Genomic DNA, 17312 nt, shown 5'->3' on the forward strand with positions numbered 1-17312 from the left:
CATTTGGTGGTTTATATTATTTTGAGGCGCTTATTCTTTTAAAATCTATAACACCTGATTTTTTCTTCTTAAGCTTTTTCTCTTTTACTTTTTGCTTCTTTTTTTTCATTTTCTTTTTAAGCTTCAAGAGTTCAATGTGTGATTGCTTCATTTGAAACTCCATAGGTACAAGTACTTCTAGAATATTCACTGGAAGCCATCCATCATCTATAATATCCTTAAGTAAGTTAAGGACAACTTCATCTTGTACCATGCACTCTCCTATAAGATATTTAGGTTTGCTATTTTCTAGAGCCGCCTTTACTTCAATCCAGTCACGGTTAGAATTTCCTTTAACGATGTCTAATCTACTAGGCTCAATGCCCTCCTGTGACATACGCTCTACAATTTTATGGCAAAAGCGATTTCTATTCACGCTTTCATGACTCAGAAAGCGCTTATATTCTGTAATCTGGATATCTTCGGCGGCGTTAAAGTAGCGTCGCTCTGCCCAGAAGCATTCATCTAGTAGATCATTTAATTTTTCGTACGATAAGTCAAGGTGCTTCATAGGGCTAGTTATTGATGTCAAATATAATTCAGGATTAAACGTAGGTTTACTAACTTACTGTTAATACCTCTATATTTAAGAATAGTTTATTCAAAAATCATAGAGTATCTTAATTTTCTGTTAATGTCGTATTTTTTTAGCTCATTTGCAACATTGAGAAAATAGCGTCGTCTTTAGAGAGAATAGCAATCACAACCATCAAAACCAACCAACCATTTTGCTAGTTACTGAAATCATAGAAAAATGTAAAACTAATGATCGCAAGGCACAGCTGCAGCTGTACAATAAGTATTGTGATGGTATGTACCACGTCGCCTTTAGATTCTTAAAAAATTCATTTGAAGCAGAGGAAGCGATGCATGAGGGGTTTATAAACGCCTTTGCAAAGTTGCACCAGTTTACTGGAGAAGTCACCTTTGGAGCCTGGCTTAAGCGTATCGTGATTAATAAAAGTCTCGACATGATTAAGGCAAAAAAAGCAGTGATTATCCCTCTTAATGAGGAAGTAATGGGCAAGGTAGATGATGACGAGGGTTGGGATGTAGGTGACGACGTCACTATAGAACATGTGAAAAACGTTATCAGCGAACTCCCTGAAAAGTATAAATTCCCTCTTATGCTATTCTTAATAGAGGGCTATGATCATCAGGAAATTTCAGAAATATTACAGATTACAGAAGTGGCTTCAAGAACGCTGGTGCACCGCGGGAAGAAAAAACTTCAAGAACAATTAAAGACGCTTAATTATGGCACAGGATATTAGAGAGCTCATGAAGAATGATAGCGACAGTAAGCAATCACTGCGCGAGGGACATACACGTCGCTTTGAGAATTTGCTTGAAGAACGCTTACCTATTCAAGAGCAGAAAACCTCGGCTAAAGGAGGTATCTATTTATGGATGAAAATTGCAGCAGTACTTATTGTAGCTGGTGGAATTGTATTTATGGTGTATAATAACGCTTTCGCGAAAGCGGGAGGTCAACAATTAGTAGAGGTAGAGACAAGTGAAAAACAAAGTGCAGAACCAGAAGTATTACTAAGCGCCATCTCACCAGAATTTAAACGAGTGGAGGATTATTACCTCGCAAGTGTAAATCTTGAGATTGCGAGATTAGAAATTACAGATGATAACAAAGAACTTATAGATGCTTTTATGAAGCAACTGTCTGATCTAGATGAAGAGTATAAGAGCCTCAATCGTGAAATTACCGAAAGTGGAGTAAGTGATGAAATGGTAAGTGCGATGATTGAGAATCTCAAATTACGAGTAGAGCTCATGATAAAGCTCAAGTCTAAATTAAAAGAAATGAAAAACGCTGCTCAACAAGAAGCAGCAATTCAAACCGTATAAAATGAAACAGTCAAACATATTTTGGACCTTCCTAGCGCTGCTTTTTGTGGCTTCTGGAAGTGTATTTGCACAAAGCAAAAAAGAAAAACTAAACGAGCGATTCTCAGTTAATAAGGATGTGTCTATCACAATAGATACACGCTATGCAGATGTAGTTTTTGAAACATGGAATAAAAATGAAGTGTCTGTAGAAGCTTATGTAGAAGGTAAAGATGCTAGCGATGCTTTAAGATCATGGGACTTGAATGTGTCGGGTAATAGTAATAATGTGCGTATCACCAGTAAAGGTGGTTATAGCGATGCAAAGGTGTATGATAGAAACGATATAGGTAATCTAAATCTCGATCTCGATCTCGACCTTGGAGAAATTATAGGTCAATCCCTTAGCCTAGTGGAGCCAGTAATGAATGGCCTTGTGGGGCCTCTATTAGAAGGAATATCTGGACAACGATTACCAGATGAGTTTTATGAAGAAATGGGAAAGATGAAATTTGACCATGAAGCATACAAGAGAGAAGGAAGAGCTTATCTAGATAGATGGGAGAAGCAAGTGGATAAAAGCTATGGCCCAGAATTTGAAGAAAAAATGGAGAAGTGGGAGAAGGAATTTGAGCGCAACTCTGAGGATTGGAGTGAGCGTCTTATAGATCGCTCTGGGATACCTAGATGGCCTTTTAAAAGTGGAGGTAATATGACCTTTGATAGTGATGAGTATGAGAAGGACAAACAAGCATATGTAAATAAGCTAAATCGAAAGTATAACACTCGAGTGAGCGTGCGTGAGGTTGATAAATGGCTGGATGATGTAGAGGCTTGGGGAGAAGATTTTGGAAAGAAAATGGAAGACTGGGGAGAAAACTTTGGTGAGTCTATGGAAGCATGGGGAGAATCTTTTGGAGAGAATTTTGGTAAGTCTATGGAGAAGTGGGGAGAATCTTTTGGGAAAGACATGGAAAAGTGGGGTGAAAACTTTGGAAAGAAAATGGAGCGCTGGGCAGAAGACCACGAAGGTGAGTGGGAAGAAAAACATACTAAGGACGAAAAGGGAAACAAGAGTAGCCACTTTAGCCTTAATTGGGACTCTGAAAATAATGGATCTAAAAAGCCAAATAAAAATGTAAAACGTATAATAATCATCAAAATGCCTAAAAAGGCTGAGCTGGACTTAAATGTACGTTATGGTAAAGTGAGAATGGTAGATGCTTATAATGCAAAAGCTACAATCTCACATGGAAGCCTTGTAGCAACAAACATCGATGGAGGGCAAACCTCCTTCGATGTTTCTTATAGTCCAGTGGCTGTTGCAAATTGGAATGAAGGAACTCTTGATGTGAATCATGTGAAAGAATGTAACATCTCAACTGCAAATAACATCAAGGTAACGTCAAACTCTAGTAATGTAAATATAAATCGGATTGATGGAACTGGCATGATATCGGGATCTTTCGGTAAGCTATCCATACCTCAAGTGAGTGATAACTTTGGATCGCTTACTATATTTTTAGAAAACAGTGATCTTTCATTGAGGTTACCACAATCTGCATTTAACTTCAATTATAGCGGAGATCATAACGACTTTTTTATTCCGAAACAATTGGAAACAAAGTCTATGAAAAACGGATCTACAGAGATGGTAAATGGTTTTCATAAATCACGCAGTAGCGCAAATACGATCACTATTAATGCAAAGTATAGTGACGTAGTACTACAGTAGGTAAGGATTAAATATTTAATTACTTTGCAGCTATGGCTGCTTTTTGTGTTCACACTATATTAAGTACTTTTATAGTGTAATAGACTCTCTATGAATAACAATTTTTTTAGTTCGCTTACACAGCAATTCACACCCATCATAAATCCTACCTTTCAAAAGGAGGATTACTTTCCTTTAGACTTGTCTACAGCTAATAGGGACTTGGATATTGATATGCTCACACGCCCGCATGAGCACCATGTTTTTTTACAATCATATCTTGCAAAAAATGATGCCAAAGTTGCTTATGGTGGCTATTTGGAGCAGCGACCACTTTATGATCGATCAGATTATTTTCAAGCCGAAGACCCAAAAGACAAACGTAATATCCACCTAGGAATAGACTTATGGTGTGATGAAGGTACAGAAGTACTGAGCCCTCTAGAGGGCGAGATACATAGTTTTAAGCGTAATGAGAACTTTGGTGATTATGGACCAACTATAATCTTAAAACATAAGATAGGGGAACATACTTTTCACACCTTGTATGGTCATCTTAGTCTAGCTTCTCTTGAAGGTAAGGAAGTAGGACAAAAGGTAGGAGCAGGTGAGGTCATAGCAACCTTAGGAAATCCTGATGTGAATGGTGATTATGCGCCGCACTTACACTTTCAAATTGTAATAGACATGGAAGGCAAGGAAGGTGATTATGCTGGCGTAGGTAGCCAAAACACCTTAGATTTTTACAAGAATAACTGCCCAGACCCTAATCTGCTATTAAAAATTTATTAATCGCTTGAGCAACGGCATGCTCTTTATTTGTAAAAGGACTAACATAATCTGCTAGTGACTTTAAGGTGTCTGTGGCGTTTGCTACTGCAACACCTAATCCTACTTTTTTTATGAGTTCGTCGTCATTATGATTATCGCCAAAAGCCATTACTTCGCTCATCTCATAGTTATATTCGGCTACTAGAAGTTTTCTCAAAGCGGTTGCCTTGTCTACGTTTTTTGGAGTGATCTCTATATACGTATCCTTAGAGCGGTAAAAATGGACAGTATCTCCGTAAGCGGGCGTTAGAAGTTCTATAATTTCATCAAGCTCCTCTGGATTTCCCATGCACATGAGCTTGTGGATTCCAAGATGCTCTTTGTTTAAAAAATCAAGACTTTCTAAGGCTGTTTGATATACTGGTGTCGCTCGTGTGTTGTTTATTTCGCGTAAGCTCCACTCATCTTCCTTATCTGTAAACCAGTGTTCATGACTATAAACACTTAGGTTGTAAGTATGTTTAGCGTGATGACTTACTAAGTTATCGAGTAGCGAAGTAGGGAAGGTGTTGCTCTCTATAACCGTGTTATCACTGCTTATGATAAGCCCGCCATTAAAAGCTATTAGAGGCTCACCTAGGTTGCCCAGACCTTCTTGTAAGTACCTCATAGCTTGCGGTGGTCTTGAGGATGCTAGAATAAGGGGTAATCCCGCTTTCGCGAAAGCGTAAACAGTCTCATCACTTAGCCAGCGTTCTTTATTTAATAAAGTGCCGTCTATATCTGAACAGAGTATTTTTATAGTGTTTTCCATAATGTAAGAAACTAAAACGGCGAACTTAAAAAGTTCGCCGTTGTTATATAATCAAAAGTGGAAATTAGTTTTGTACAATTACCCACTGTCCTTTAGCTAAAAGTGGTTCTGCTTGTTTGAACTTTACCTCCTTAGTCTCACCGTTCATCACGTTTTTAATAGTAACGCGATCGTTACGACCTATTTTAGGTTGAGACCTTACGATGGTTTCTGTTACTTGCTGCTGTTGTGGCTGTGTGTTTCCAGCTGCTCTAGCTTCTGTAGAACGCTCATCAAGATTAGGAATTTCTTCCTTTTGCGTCTGCGTTTGCTCACGAGTTTCTCGCACTTGAGAAGCATCACTTACTTGCTGCTGATTACCTTGAGGAATTTCTCCTTTAAATAAGAAAGAAATTACATCCTTGTTTACTTTATCAATCATCGTTTTGAAAAGCTCAAAAGCTTCAAACTTATAAATTAATAGAGGATCTTTTTGTTCGTGTACAGCAAGGCGAACACTCTGCTTAAGTTCATCCATCTTACGAAGGTGATCTTTCCAAGCGTCATCTATTATGGCAAGAGTAATATTCTTTTCAAAATCTGTTACTAGTTGCTTACCATCAGTCTCGTAAGCTTCTTTAAGATTTGTTACTACACGTAGTTCTTTAGTTCCATCAGAAAAAGGAACAACAATGCGTTCAAACTTTGCAGCAGGATCTTCATATACTCGCTTGATGATAGGGAATGCAAGGTCTGCATTCTTAGTCATCTTCTCTCTGTAGTGCTCAAAAGAGGCTTTGTAAATGATATCTGTAAGGTCCTTTGCAGATTTGCTTGCAAACTCACTTTCACTTACTGGGCTCGTCATTGAGAAATAACGGATGAGCTCAAATTCAAAGTTCTTATAATCTTGTGCTTGCTTGTTTGACTCAACAATTACCTCAGAAGTATCATAAATCATGTTTGCGAGATCTACTCGTAAACGCTCTCCGTAAAGTGCATGGCGACGACGCTTGTATACCACTTCACGTTGCATATTCATCACATCATCATACTCAAGAAGGTTCTTACGTACACCAAAGTTGTTTTCCTCTACTTTTTTCTGTGCACGCTCAATAGATTTTGAAATCATTCCGTGTTGGATAACTTCACCTTCCTTAAGACCCATTCTATCCATCATCTTTGCGATACGCTCAGACCCGAATAGACGCATCAAGTTATCTTCTAGAGACACATAAAACTGTGAGCTTCCTGGATCTCCTTGACGTCCAGAACGACCACGTAACTGTCTGTCTACACGTCGAGAGTCATGACGCTCTGTACCTATAATAGCAAGACCACCGGCTTTTTTCACTTCGTCAGATAATTTAATATCTGTACCACGACCTGCCATGTTTGTAGCAATAGTTACTACGCCTGGATTACCAGCCTCTGCAACAATATCTGCTTCTCTTTTGTGAAGTTTTGCGTTTAGTACATTGTGAGGAATCTTACGTAGCGTAAGCATTTTTCCAAGTAATTCTGAAATTTCTACAGAGGTCGTACCAATTAGTACAGGCCTTCCAGCTTTAGAAAGCTCAGTTACTTCATCAATTACTGCATTATACTTCTCACGTTTAGTCTTATAAACTAAATCGTCTTTATCTTTTCTAGCAATAGGGCGGTTAGTAGGAATCTCAACAACATCAAGTTTGTAGATTTCCCAAAGTTCGCCAGCCTCTGTTACGGCTGTACCCGTCATACCTGATAATTTGCGGTACATGCGGAAGTAGTTTTGAAGTGTTACCGTTGCAAATGTTTGCGTAGCATCTTCAATCTTTACATTTTCCTTTGCTTCAATCGCTTGGTGTAGTCCATCACTGTAGCGACGCCCGTCCATAATACGACCCGTTTGCTCATCTACAATCATCACCTTGTTATCCATTACTACATACTCCGTGTCTTTTTCAAACAAAGTGTATGCTTTGAGTAATTGGTTCATAGTGTGAATACGCTCAGACTTAATCCCAAAATCTTTAAAAAGCTCTTCTTTTTCGGCAGCTTCTTCTTCTGGTAATAAGCCTTTTGCTTCTATTTTTCCTATCTCAAGGCCAATTTCTGGCATGGTAAAGAAATCAGGATTTTCTTTTCCAGAAAGTGTTTCAATACCCTTATCAGTAAGTTCAATCTGGTTGTTCTTTTCATCAATCGTGAAGTATAGTGCCTCGTCAATTTTTGGCATCTCACGATTGTTATCTTGCATGTAAAAGTTTTCCGTCTTTTGTAATAACTGACGTATTCCTTCCTCACTTAAATACTTAATAAGTGCTTTGTTTTTAGGTAATCCTCTAAAAACTCGTAGTAATTGTATGCCTCCTTCTTTAGTATCTCCTGCAGCAATTAATTTTTTTGCTTCTGGAAGTACTTTTACAAGCTCTTGGCGCTGTATGTTTACAATTTTCTCAATCTGTGGTTTTAGCGCATTAAATTCATGCACATCTCCTTTAGGTACAGGTCCAGAGATAATAAGTGGTGTACGAGCATCATCTACAAGTACAGAATCTACCTCATCTACAATCGCATAGTTAGGAGGTCTTTGTACAAGATCTTCCGGTTTATGTGACATGTTATCACGTAGGTAATCAAAACCAAATTCATTGTTAGTACCATATGTAATATCTGCAGCATAAGCGGCACGACGTTCTGGACTGTTAGGTCTGTGATAATCGATACAGTCTATTGTCATCCCGTGGAACTGGAATATAGGGGCCATCCACGCGCTATCACGTTTTGCTAGGTAATCATTTACAGTTACTAAGTGTATACCGTTTCCAGTAAGTGCATTAAGATATACCGGTAAGGTAGCCACAAGTGTTTTACCTTCTCCCGTTTGCATCTCTGCAATTTTTCCTTGGTGCATAGCGATACCACCTATGAGCTGTACGTCATAGTGAATCATATCCCATGTTACTTCTTTACCAGCGGCATCCCAGCTGTTTGCCCAGATTGCTTTATCACCATCTAGTGTTACATAATCTTTTGTTGCACTAAGGAGACGGTCATATTCTGATGCGGTAACTTCAAGTGAAGAATTATTAGTAAAACGTTTTGCAGTTTCTTTTACAACGGCAAATGCCTCAGGGAGTATTTCAGTAAGTGTCTTTTCAGATATTTCGTAAGCTTCATCTTTTAGCTTGTCAATCTCTGCATAAACGTCCTCACGCTCATCAATATCTTCGGTAGCTTCTGCTTTTATTTTTAGCGCTTCGGCAGCGTCTGTATTTTCCTTAAGCGCAGCGGCTAGCGTTCTTTTGAATTCGTTTGTTTTTTCGCGTAAGCTATCTAGAGATAATTTTTCTAAAGCGGCTTCGTGGGCTTTGATTTCGGCTACAATAGGAGTAATTGCTCCTACATCTTGTTTAGACTTATCGCCTACAAAAATCTTTAATACATTATCTAAAAATCCCATAATATGGTGTTGTTTTATGTCAATCTTGAACCCGTAAATTTAATCAAAAAAAAAGCCTCATAGAGAGACTTTTTAGTGTTTTAACGGGTATATTTTTTTAATATTCGTCTTCGTTCCAGAGGTAGTCCTCGTCTGAGGGATAGTCTGGCCAAATCTCTTCGATAGAATCATAAGAGTCACCTTCATCCTCGATAGCTTGTAAATTTTCTACAACCTCAAGTGGTGCTCCTGTTCTAATCGCATAATCAATCAACTCATCTTTAGTAGCAGGCCAAGGCGCGTCACTTAGGTAAGAAGCTAGTTCAAGTGTCCAGTACATAGCATTTGTGTTTTTAATTTGTGCAAAAATAATTTTTCTAGGCAGAAATGCAAGTGAATTGGTGATTATTTCAAAATAAATGTAAGAACGTGGCTTTCAGACCTTGTAAAGTGGTGGTTTACGCTTTCGCGAAAATTTTCCATCCTCTTAATATTGATGTTTCCGTAATCTGTACTCTTAATCTAGCTTTGTAGGTATCCATTTAACCTCATCTGCTTGTAAGTCTTTAGACAACTTCCGTGCCAGCACAAATAGGTAGTCAGAAAGACGGTTGAGATATTTAAGAGTATGTGCGTCAAAGGGCTCTAGTTCATAAAGTGCTGTTGCCAAGCGTTCTGCGCGTCTACATACAGTGCGTGCTACGTGACAATATGACACGGTGGTGTGTCCTCCAGGGAGCACAAAATGCGTCATTTGAGGTAGTGATGCTTCCATCCAATCTATTTCCTTTTCTAGTAGCTCAATATCTTCCTCATTGATTTTTGGGATATTAAGTCTATCCTTTCCATTCTTAAGCACCATTTTTTCAGGATCTGTTGCCAATACAGCACCTACGGTGAATAGCTTATTCTGGATATGCGTGAGTATTTCTTTACTACGCACATCGATTTCTTGATCGCGCACTAGCCCTATAAATGAGTTAAGCTCGTCTACAGTACCATAACTGTCTATTCTAATATGATGTTTTGGGACACGGGTTCCGCCAAATAAAGCGGTAGTTCCTGCATCTCCAGTCTTTGTATATACTTTCATTATGTTTTATTATAAACCAGTGTGTTGACTGTTGTTTAAGATTGAGATCTCTTTTTACTAATACTTATGATGATATACCCTATTGCCGTAAGTACTCCAAATAGGATTGCTTTGTAAATAGGATTCATCTGTATTCTTGCATTGCTATTTTCATGATTGAGATCTTGTGAATTTTATAGTCGCAAGCAGAAGAGTTATTTGTTTTCTCTTTCCTTCATTTTCTTACTGAGACCTTCTCCAAATTTGCGCGTCCTTCTCCCACGTTGATTTGTAGTGTTACGTTTACTATTTGCAAATACGAGAAGAAATAAGAGTGCAACTCCTATAATACTCACTACAATTTGTGTGATAGGGGAGAGGTTATTAAAAAAATCCATCTTACAATTTTTATGTACGTGAAGATAAGTAGGTGCTGTGGTTTTTACAAGAAAACTATCTGTATATAATGCATTGAAGCGTCCCTAGGGACGCTTCATGTTATTTTTTATAAGTAGTTACTTATCTGTTTTTCTAGTGTCACTCTCAATGACTCCATCACGCAATCTAATTACACGATGTGCATGCTCTGCAATATCTTCCTCATGTGTAACAAGAATTACGGTATTACCTGCGGCATGTATTGCGTCAAAAAGTGCCATAATCTCGACACCAGTTTTTGAGTCAAGATTACCTGTAGGCTCATCTGCAAGGATGATGGATGGTTTGTTTACTAGCGCACGACCTACAGCAACACGTTGTCGTTGCCCTCCAGAGAGTTGGTTAGGTTTGTGGTCCATACGATCTGCAAGACCTACATCTGTAAGTACCTCTTCGGCACGAGCATTACGTGCAGATTTTGACATTCCTGCATATACCATTGGTAATGCTACGTTGTCAAGAGCAGTGGTTCTAGGAAGTAAATTAAAAGTTTGAAATACAAAACCTATTTCGGTGTTACGTACTTCAGCTAGCTCATCATCTGTCATCTGGCTTACGTCACGTCCATTAAGAACATATGATCCAGCGGTAGGTGTGTCAAGGCAGCCTAAAAGATTCATAAGCGTAGACTTTCCAGAACCAGAAGGTCCCATAAAAGCTACATACTCACCCTTATCAATATCAAGGTCTATACCCTTGAGTACGTGAACAATCTCTGTCCCTAATGGGAAGTCACGAATGATATTTCTAATTTTAATAAGGTTGCCCATAGAATGTTTGGTTTGCTATTAGAAGAGGTAAACGTCTAAATGTTACACAATTTATGTAAAAATTTATCTCGGATACAACAACTATAAGGTTTTAAGAAAAGCGAAGAGAGATGTTTGAACGCTATGGGTTTGAAAACTAGGTCAAGATTATTTCGTTTTGTGTAATTATAATCTAATGTAAAAGTCTTCTTTAGCCTGCTGTGGTCTAAAGAATGCCATCCCAAAATGAAAAGCGTCTATGGTCGCAGATATCTCTGTCATTTTTTTAATGTTATCCCAAGCTTCTGTCATTTCTGGTGACCAGTGAATGTCATCAAACATCCAGACAGTATTGTCTGTTGTTGTGCTTAGGAGTGATGACACATAATCTAGCGTGGCTTGCTTAGAGTGGTTTCCATCAAAATAGATAAATTCAAACTTTTTGTGATTGTGTTTTACAATCTCATCATTAAAATCTCCTACACAAAGCGTTACGTTAGTAACATTTGCTGCATCTAGCTCCTTCCTTGCTATGGCAGCAGTATTGGGGCAACCTTCTATAGTAGTGACATGCGCCGTGTTCTGAATCGCTAGTGCTGCAGTTGCAACACCAAGCGAAGTGCCTAGTTCTAACACTTCTTTAGGCTGAAAGTATGCCATAAGTCGCTGTAATAATAGTACTCTTTTATGTGTAGCACCGGCGTACCTAGCAATATCTTTTACTTCTCGTTGAGCAGATTTAAATACTCTAGAGCCTGCGCCATAGTCCATCACCTCTATACTAGTCTCATTATCTAGTAATGCTTTTTTATAGGTATTGATTTTTTGTGAAATAGCAGGATCCGACTTTCCTCTCAATACTTCCTTCTCTAGTTTAAAAATAAAAGGAGAGTGTATTCCATGAAGGTGGAACGTCTTAGGAAGCCATTTTAGGTAAGCGAGTATGGAGTGTTTGTACTGGTTCACTTTATAGAATGTGAGCTATTGTATGGTCTTTATTATGGTAAAGATTGTCGTTTGTAATTGCTTATCCTTCCATTTTAGACGATAATTCAAACCATCGTTCCTCTTTTAAGGCAATCGCATCTATGATTTTTTGCAATTTCAGACTTTCTTCGGTGATTTGATCTTGAGTAAGATCAGGATTTAAAAAGAGTTTTTGCTTGTCTTCTTTCTCGCGTTCTAGTTTTGCAATCTCACGTTCTAACTTTGCGTGTTCTTTCTGCTCGTTAAAGGTTATCGTTCCTGTATGCTGTTCCTCTTTCCAAGACTTAGTTTCGGTAGCGGTTTCTCCTATGGAGGCATTAAATTTTTGTTTATTCTCTATTTGAGATTGTTCTTTTTCTGCTTTCGCGAAAGCGTTACTTATCCCACCCTCATAAGCTCTAAAATCTGAGTAATTACCTGGAAAATCTTCTACCACGGCATCTCCTTTAAAAACAAAAAGGTGATCTACAATCTTATCCATAAAGTAACGGTCGTGAGAAACCACTACGAGGCAACCTGGGAAATCAAGTAAAAATTGCTCAAGTACGTTGAGCGTTACAACGTCTAGATCATTTGTAGGTTCATCGAGAATCAAGAAGTTAGGATTCTGGATAAAAATAGTACACAAGTAAAGGCGCTTGCGCTCTCCACCACTTAATCGCTCTACAAAATCATATTGCTTCTTGCGGTCAAATAAGAAACGCTCTAATAACTGCCCAGCAGAAATGGTTCTTCCCTTTTTAAGAGGAATGTGATCTCCGTATTCTTTTATAACATCAATTACTTTTTGACCTTCTTTGATGTTAATTCCCTTCTGCGTGTAGTAACCAAATTTTACAGTTTCTCCTACAATCACTTTTCCAGAATCTGGAGCTAGCTCGCCAGTGATCATATTAAGGAAGGTGGTTTTACCAGTTCCATTTTTACCTATGATCCCTACGCGCTCCCCAGTTTTAAATACATACTCAAATTGATCAAGTAATTTAAGATCTCCAAAAGATTTGCTGATTTTATGAAACTCGAGAATCTTACTCCCCATACGCTCCATATTAATCTCTAGTTGTACAGTGTGGTCATTGCGACGCTCATGGGCGCGAGATTTAATCTCTGCAAAGTCGTCTATGCGAGACTTTGATTTTGTGGTACGAGCCTTAGGTTGGCGACGCATCCACTCTAATTCTTTTTTATAAAGCTGCTTTGCTTTTCCAGTCTCTGTCTCCCATGCTGCTACACGAGCATCTTTATTCTCTAGGTAATAGGCATAATTTCCTTTGTAGCTGTAAAGCACGCCACCCTCAAGTTCTACAATCTCATTACATACATTTTCTAGAAAGTAACGGTCGTGTGTTACCATGAATAAAGTGATATTCTCTGAGCGGAAATATTCTTCCAGCCATTCTATCATCTCAAGGTCAAGGTGGTTAGTAGGCTCATCTAGTATGGCTAGATCTGGCTTGGTAAGCATCATTTGAGCAAGTGCAAGACGCTTTTTTTGCCCACCACTGAGTAGCTCAACTTTGCGATCCATATCGTCAAGTTTTAACTTGAATAGGATTTGTTTGTATTGCGTTTCAAAATCCCATGCTTGTGCAGCTTCCATGGCGTCAAACGCTTTTTGATACGCATCTGCATCCTCCATATTGAGAAGTGCCTTCTCATAGTTTGCAATGGTTTTAAGGATAGGGTTATCGTGAGCAAATATGGTTTCCTCCACCGTAAGATTAGGATCCAGGTCTGGCTCTTGTGGTAGAAACGAAATTACAATTCCTTTTCTACTCACTACTTGTCCATCATCTGGAGCTTCTAGTCCTGCTATGATGTTAAGGAGAGAGGTTTTACCTGTTCCATTTTTGGCAACAAAGCCTATTTTTTGATCTTTATTAATACCGAAGGCGATATTTTTAAAAAGGTGATGTTCACCAAAAGATTTTGATACGTTTTCTACAGAGAGGTAATTCATCAGGAAATAGTGTAGATGCAATACGTTGCACCATTTACGATTAGTTGGTCACATGAGTGGTCAACCAGTTTTTTAGTATTATGGGTATGCGTTTACGCTTTCGCGAAAGCAAAAATAACGCTTACAAATAGAAATAACTTGATTTTAAGTCGTTGCGTAGCATTGTTTTTAATTAATTTCTGATAATTTTAAGCTAATAACTAAGCATCCATCTGTGAACGTTTTATTTTTATCGATGAAATGCTATATTTGTGATGCCTAACTTTACATAAATGAGATACCCAATCATACTGCTTTTACTCGTAATTATCGCGAGTACAGCTTCTTGTGTGCCCCTTAAAGACATCACCTATTTGCGCGAGACAGAGCGCGCTACAGACAGTATTGTATCTCTACAGCAACAGCAACCACCATACCGAGTACAAATAGGCGATATATTGAGTATCCGCTTGAAGGCATTGGATCAACAATTGGTTGACTTTTTTAATCCTTCCAGCAATGGAGGCGTATCTCTTGATGAAGGTTTTTATTATGATGGCTTTGCCATAGATACTCATGGAAACATCCGCGTTCCAGAGTTAGGAGAAATTAATGTCTTAGGTAGAACAACCGACGAGATAAGAGAAATTATAGAAAAAAGACTTCTAGCCGATTATATAAAAGATGAGGCCGATTTATTTGTTACTGTAAAACTACCAGGAATACGATATACTCTGGTAGGAGAGATAGGAGCCTCTGGAACTCAAAACGTGCTTGCAGAGAAAGTATCCATACTTGAGGCGATAGCAAATGCTGGAGGTGTGCCACTTACGGGTGACCTTACAGATGTACTTATTATAAGACAATATCCAGGAGGGCAACGTGTACACCATGTGGATCTTACAACTATAGATGTGATGCAGTCACCTTACTACTACATACAACCTAATGATATTATAACAGTAAACCCGTTACCTCAAAAGGCTATAGGTATAGGTACTACCGGGCTACAGGCATTTACTACCATCTTAGGATTAGTGACGACGCTAGCCTCTGTAATATTACTAGCAACCCGATAAGTGATGGAAGAAGAATTTGACGTACAAAGCTCCGGAGGTTTTTTTGATTTTAAGGGATTCCTGTTTAGGCTCTTAAGCTTTTGGTGGTTATTTGTGATATCATTGCTTATTGCCTTCTCTATAGCGCATTACATAAATGTGCGTAAAGTGCCTATTTATAGAGAGACAAGTATGATCTCTATAAAAGATGATCAAAATCAAATGTTTGGAGGGAACACAAGTTTGGTTTTTAACTGGGGTGGCACTACAGATAAAGTACAAACTAGCATTATCATGCTTAAATCTAGAACACATGCAGAGCGTGTTGTTCAATACTTACAGTACTACATTAATTACCAAAAACAAGGCAAATATGCCATTGAGGATGTGTATGGATACACTCCTTTTCAATTAAAACTTAATGACTCATTTCCGCAGTTATATGGAAAGAGAATTACTGTAGTAGATCAAGGAGATGGTAGCATGAGGCTTACTATACCCTTTAGTGGAGGGAATGCTTCATTATTTAATTATAACACGCTTAAACCGTCAACGGTACCTGCACCATCTGCAGATTTTGATCAGGTTTTTAAGTTAGGTGACACTATAGATACTCCATTTTTGAAAGGGCAATTGCTAGCCACAGATGTTTATCCTACCGCAGGTCAGGAGTACTTTGTGAGTATGGGTAATTTTAATGGAACCGCAGGAAGATATCGTGGGATGGGAGTTACCCAAACTCCGCGAGGAAGTTCTACTTTAGAGTTAAGCCTTGTAGGGACAAATAAGAAACGACTTATAGACTACCTAAATGCGAGTATTGAGGTGCGTACAGAGGAGCAATTGCGCCAGAAGAATCTATTTGCTACAAAAACTATAAAGTATATCGATAGTAGTCTTAAGTCAAGTAATGTCGATTTAGATAAGGCATTGAATGATCTTAATTCCTTCCAAAATAAAAATAGTGCTATCACACTATCCGGAGGAGCGGAGCAAATAAGTGAGGAACTACAAACGATAGACAACGAGAAAGATGATTTAGCAAGACAACTTGTTTATTACAAGCAGTTAGAAGAATATTTAAGAACACGTACAGATTATACAAACGTGCCTGCACCTTCTGTTTCTCTTATTAATGAAGGAAGTATTACAGCTGGGGTGTCAAGTATTATCCAGCTTGCCTTACAACGTAGTAATCTTGCATATACCGCAAAGGAAGGTAATCCAGCTTTTAGAGATCTTGATAGAAGAATAGATGCAGAGAAAGCAGTCTTGTTTGAAAATATAAGATCCAGTAAATCTCAGATTAATTCGCAAATTTCAAACTTAAATAGAGAAATAGGTCAAGCAGAAAGTAAGCTAAGGCAGTTTCCAAAAGAAGAACAAGAACTTGCAGAAATACAACGTCGTTTTACCATAAGTCAGGAAGCGTATAATTTATACACCACAAAACGCAGTGAGGCAGAGATAATAAAAGCCTCAAATGTTTCAGATATCTTATTTATAGACAAAGCAAAAGACGTGGGTAGAGGACCTATAGGTCCAAATACACAACTTAATAAGGTAATGGCAGCAACCTTTGGAATTGTAATTCCTTTAGCCTTGGTGCTAATTATCTTCTTTTTAGATACAAAAATAGGTACTCCTGAAGATGTTAAGAAACGCTCTTCCATTCCTGTACTTGGAGTGATAGGTAAAAGTAAGCGTACCTCTGGACTCGTAGTGCGTGATCATCCTCGATCTGCAATGGCAGAAGCTTTTAGAGGCTTGCGTTCTGGCCTGCAGTTTATGTACAAGAAGAAAGGAGTTACGGGTGCAAAGACGGTATTAGTAACCTCAAGTGTAAGTGGTGAGGGTAAAACATTTACCTCTATGAATCTTGCTTCCGTTTTCGCTTTAAGCGAAAAGAAAACAGTGCTTGTGGGGCTAGATTTACGTAAGCCTAAAATATTTGATGATTTCGAACTTGAGAATGATAAAGGTGTTGTTAACTATTTGATAGGAGACGCTACGCTAGACGAAGTAAAACAGCCTTCAGGTATCGATCATTTAGATGTTATCCTTTCTGGACCTATACCACCTAACCCGTCGGAACTTATTATAAGTGATGCGATGCATGAGTTTATTAATAAGCTTAAGGAAGAGTATGACTATATCGTTTTTGATACACCTCCATTAGGCCTTGTCTCTGATGCATTTGAGTTAATGCCGTACGTAGATGCTTCACTATATATGGTGCGTCAAGGTTATACTAAGAAGGACATGCTCGGTCTGGTTACAGATAAGTATGAAAAAGGACAAATAAAACATGTAAGCTTCGTACTCAACTATTTCCAACAGAAGCGTAAATATGGTTATGGCGCAGGCTACGGTTATGGATACGGCTATGGTACTTATAATAACGGGTACCATGAGGAAGAAAGAAGAGGAGGCTTATTAGGTAAGTTAGGAAGGCTAATAAGAGGTCGTAAGTAGAGAGGGTT

The 17312-nt window shown here is 38.4% G+C and carries 15 protein-coding genes; 6 read left to right on the forward strand and 9 right to left on the reverse strand.

What is annotated here, in order from left to right:
• Positions 1 to 16: 16 nt before the first annotated feature.
• A complete protein-coding gene (locus KRODI_RS10160; protein WP_013751521.1) occupies positions 17 to 550 on the reverse strand; it encodes a DUF2383 domain-containing protein in 534 nt (177 codons plus the stop codon).
• Positions 551 to 767: 217 nt separating this feature from the next.
• On the opposite strand from KRODI_RS10160, the gene KRODI_RS10165 reads away from it, so the two are divergent.
• From KRODI_RS10165 to KRODI_RS10180, 4 genes are all read left to right on the forward strand, one after another.
• Positions 768 to 1313, forward strand: a complete 546-nt coding sequence (locus KRODI_RS10165; protein WP_013751522.1) for an RNA polymerase sigma factor — start codon at positions 768 to 770, stop codon at positions 1311 to 1313.
• Positions 1297 to 1902: a hypothetical protein gene (locus tag KRODI_RS10170; protein ID WP_013751523.1), complete on the forward strand. Its 606-nt coding sequence runs from the start codon at positions 1297 to 1299 to the stop codon at positions 1900 to 1902. The genes KRODI_RS10165 and KRODI_RS10170 overlap by 17 nt, the downstream gene beginning before the upstream one ends.
• A gap of 1 nt (position 1903) precedes the next feature.
• Positions 1904 to 3616 (forward strand): hypothetical protein, encoded by a 1713-nt coding sequence (locus tag KRODI_RS10175; RefSeq protein ID WP_013751524.1) that lies wholly within the window; start codon positions 1904 to 1906, stop codon positions 3614 to 3616.
• Positions 3617 to 3706: 90 nt separating this feature from the next.
• Complete coding sequence (locus KRODI_RS10180; RefSeq protein WP_013751525.1) at positions 3707 to 4387, forward strand: peptidoglycan DD-metalloendopeptidase family protein; 681 nt, start codon at positions 3707 to 3709, stop codon at positions 4385 to 4387.
• On the opposite strand, the gene KRODI_RS10185 is transcribed toward KRODI_RS10180, so the two are convergent.
• The 8 genes from KRODI_RS10185 to KRODI_RS10220 all read right to left on the reverse strand — a co-directional run bounded on the left by KRODI_RS10185 (position 4362) and on the right by KRODI_RS10220 (position 13792).
• Positions 4362 to 5180 carry a Cof-type HAD-IIB family hydrolase gene (locus tag KRODI_RS10185; RefSeq protein ID WP_013751526.1) on the reverse strand — a complete coding sequence of 273 codons (819 nt, stop codon included), beginning with the start codon at positions 5178 to 5180 and terminating at the stop codon, positions 4362 to 4364. The two genes, KRODI_RS10180 and KRODI_RS10185, sit on opposite strands and share 26 nt — an antisense overlap.
• A gap of 64 nt (positions 5181 to 5244) precedes the next feature.
• The gene (secA, locus tag KRODI_RS10190) at positions 5245 to 8607 is read right to left on the reverse strand and encodes a preprotein translocase subunit SecA (protein WP_013751527.1); all 3363 of its coding nucleotides are present in this window, start codon (positions 8605 to 8607) and stop codon (positions 5245 to 5247) included.
• Between the two features lie 97 nt (positions 8608 to 8704).
• Complete coding sequence (locus tag KRODI_RS10195; RefSeq protein WP_013751528.1) at positions 8705 to 8926, reverse strand: DUF2795 domain-containing protein; 222 nt, start codon at positions 8924 to 8926, stop codon at positions 8705 to 8707.
• A gap of 177 nt (positions 8927 to 9103) precedes the next feature.
• Entirely contained in the window at positions 9104 to 9679 is a 576-nt protein-coding gene (locus KRODI_RS10200; RefSeq protein ID WP_013751529.1) for a cob(I)yrinic acid a,c-diamide adenosyltransferase, read from the reverse strand.
• 194 nt (positions 9680 to 9873) lie between these two features.
• The gene (locus KRODI_RS10205; RefSeq protein WP_013751530.1) at positions 9874 to 10056 is read right to left on the reverse strand and encodes a hypothetical protein; all 183 of its coding nucleotides are present in this window, start codon (positions 10054 to 10056) and stop codon (positions 9874 to 9876) included.
• A 117-nt stretch (positions 10057 to 10173) separates the two neighbouring features.
• Positions 10174 to 10866 carry an ABC transporter ATP-binding protein gene (locus tag KRODI_RS10210; RefSeq protein ID WP_013751531.1) on the reverse strand — a complete coding sequence of 231 codons (693 nt, stop codon included), beginning with the start codon at positions 10864 to 10866 and terminating at the stop codon, positions 10174 to 10176.
• 165 nt (positions 10867 to 11031) lie between these two features.
• Positions 11032 to 11811, reverse strand: a complete 780-nt coding sequence (locus tag KRODI_RS10215) for an O-methyltransferase (protein ID WP_013751532.1) — start codon at positions 11809 to 11811, stop codon at positions 11032 to 11034.
• Positions 11812 to 11872: 61 nt separating this feature from the next.
• The gene (locus tag KRODI_RS10220) at positions 11873 to 13792 is read right to left on the reverse strand and encodes an ABC-F family ATP-binding cassette domain-containing protein (RefSeq protein WP_013751533.1); all 1920 of its coding nucleotides are present in this window, start codon (positions 13790 to 13792) and stop codon (positions 11873 to 11875) included.
• A gap of 272 nt (positions 13793 to 14064) precedes the next feature.
• Between KRODI_RS10220 and KRODI_RS10225 the strand changes: the two genes are divergently transcribed.
• Together KRODI_RS10225 and KRODI_RS10230 are read left to right on the forward strand one after the other, a co-directional pair.
• Positions 14065 to 14850 (forward strand): polysaccharide biosynthesis/export family protein, encoded by a 786-nt coding sequence (locus KRODI_RS10225; RefSeq protein ID WP_013751534.1) that lies wholly within the window; start codon positions 14065 to 14067, stop codon positions 14848 to 14850.
• Positions 14851 to 14853: 3 nt separating this feature from the next.
• The gene (locus KRODI_RS10230; protein WP_013751535.1) at positions 14854 to 17304 is read left to right on the forward strand and encodes a GumC family protein; all 2451 of its coding nucleotides are present in this window, start codon (positions 14854 to 14856) and stop codon (positions 17302 to 17304) included.
• Positions 17305 to 17312 lie beyond the last annotated feature (8 nt).

It is taken from the genome of Dokdonia sp. 4H-3-7-5 (assembly GCF_000212355.1).
Classification (GTDB): Bacteria; Bacteroidota; Bacteroidia; order Flavobacteriales; family Flavobacteriaceae; genus Dokdonia.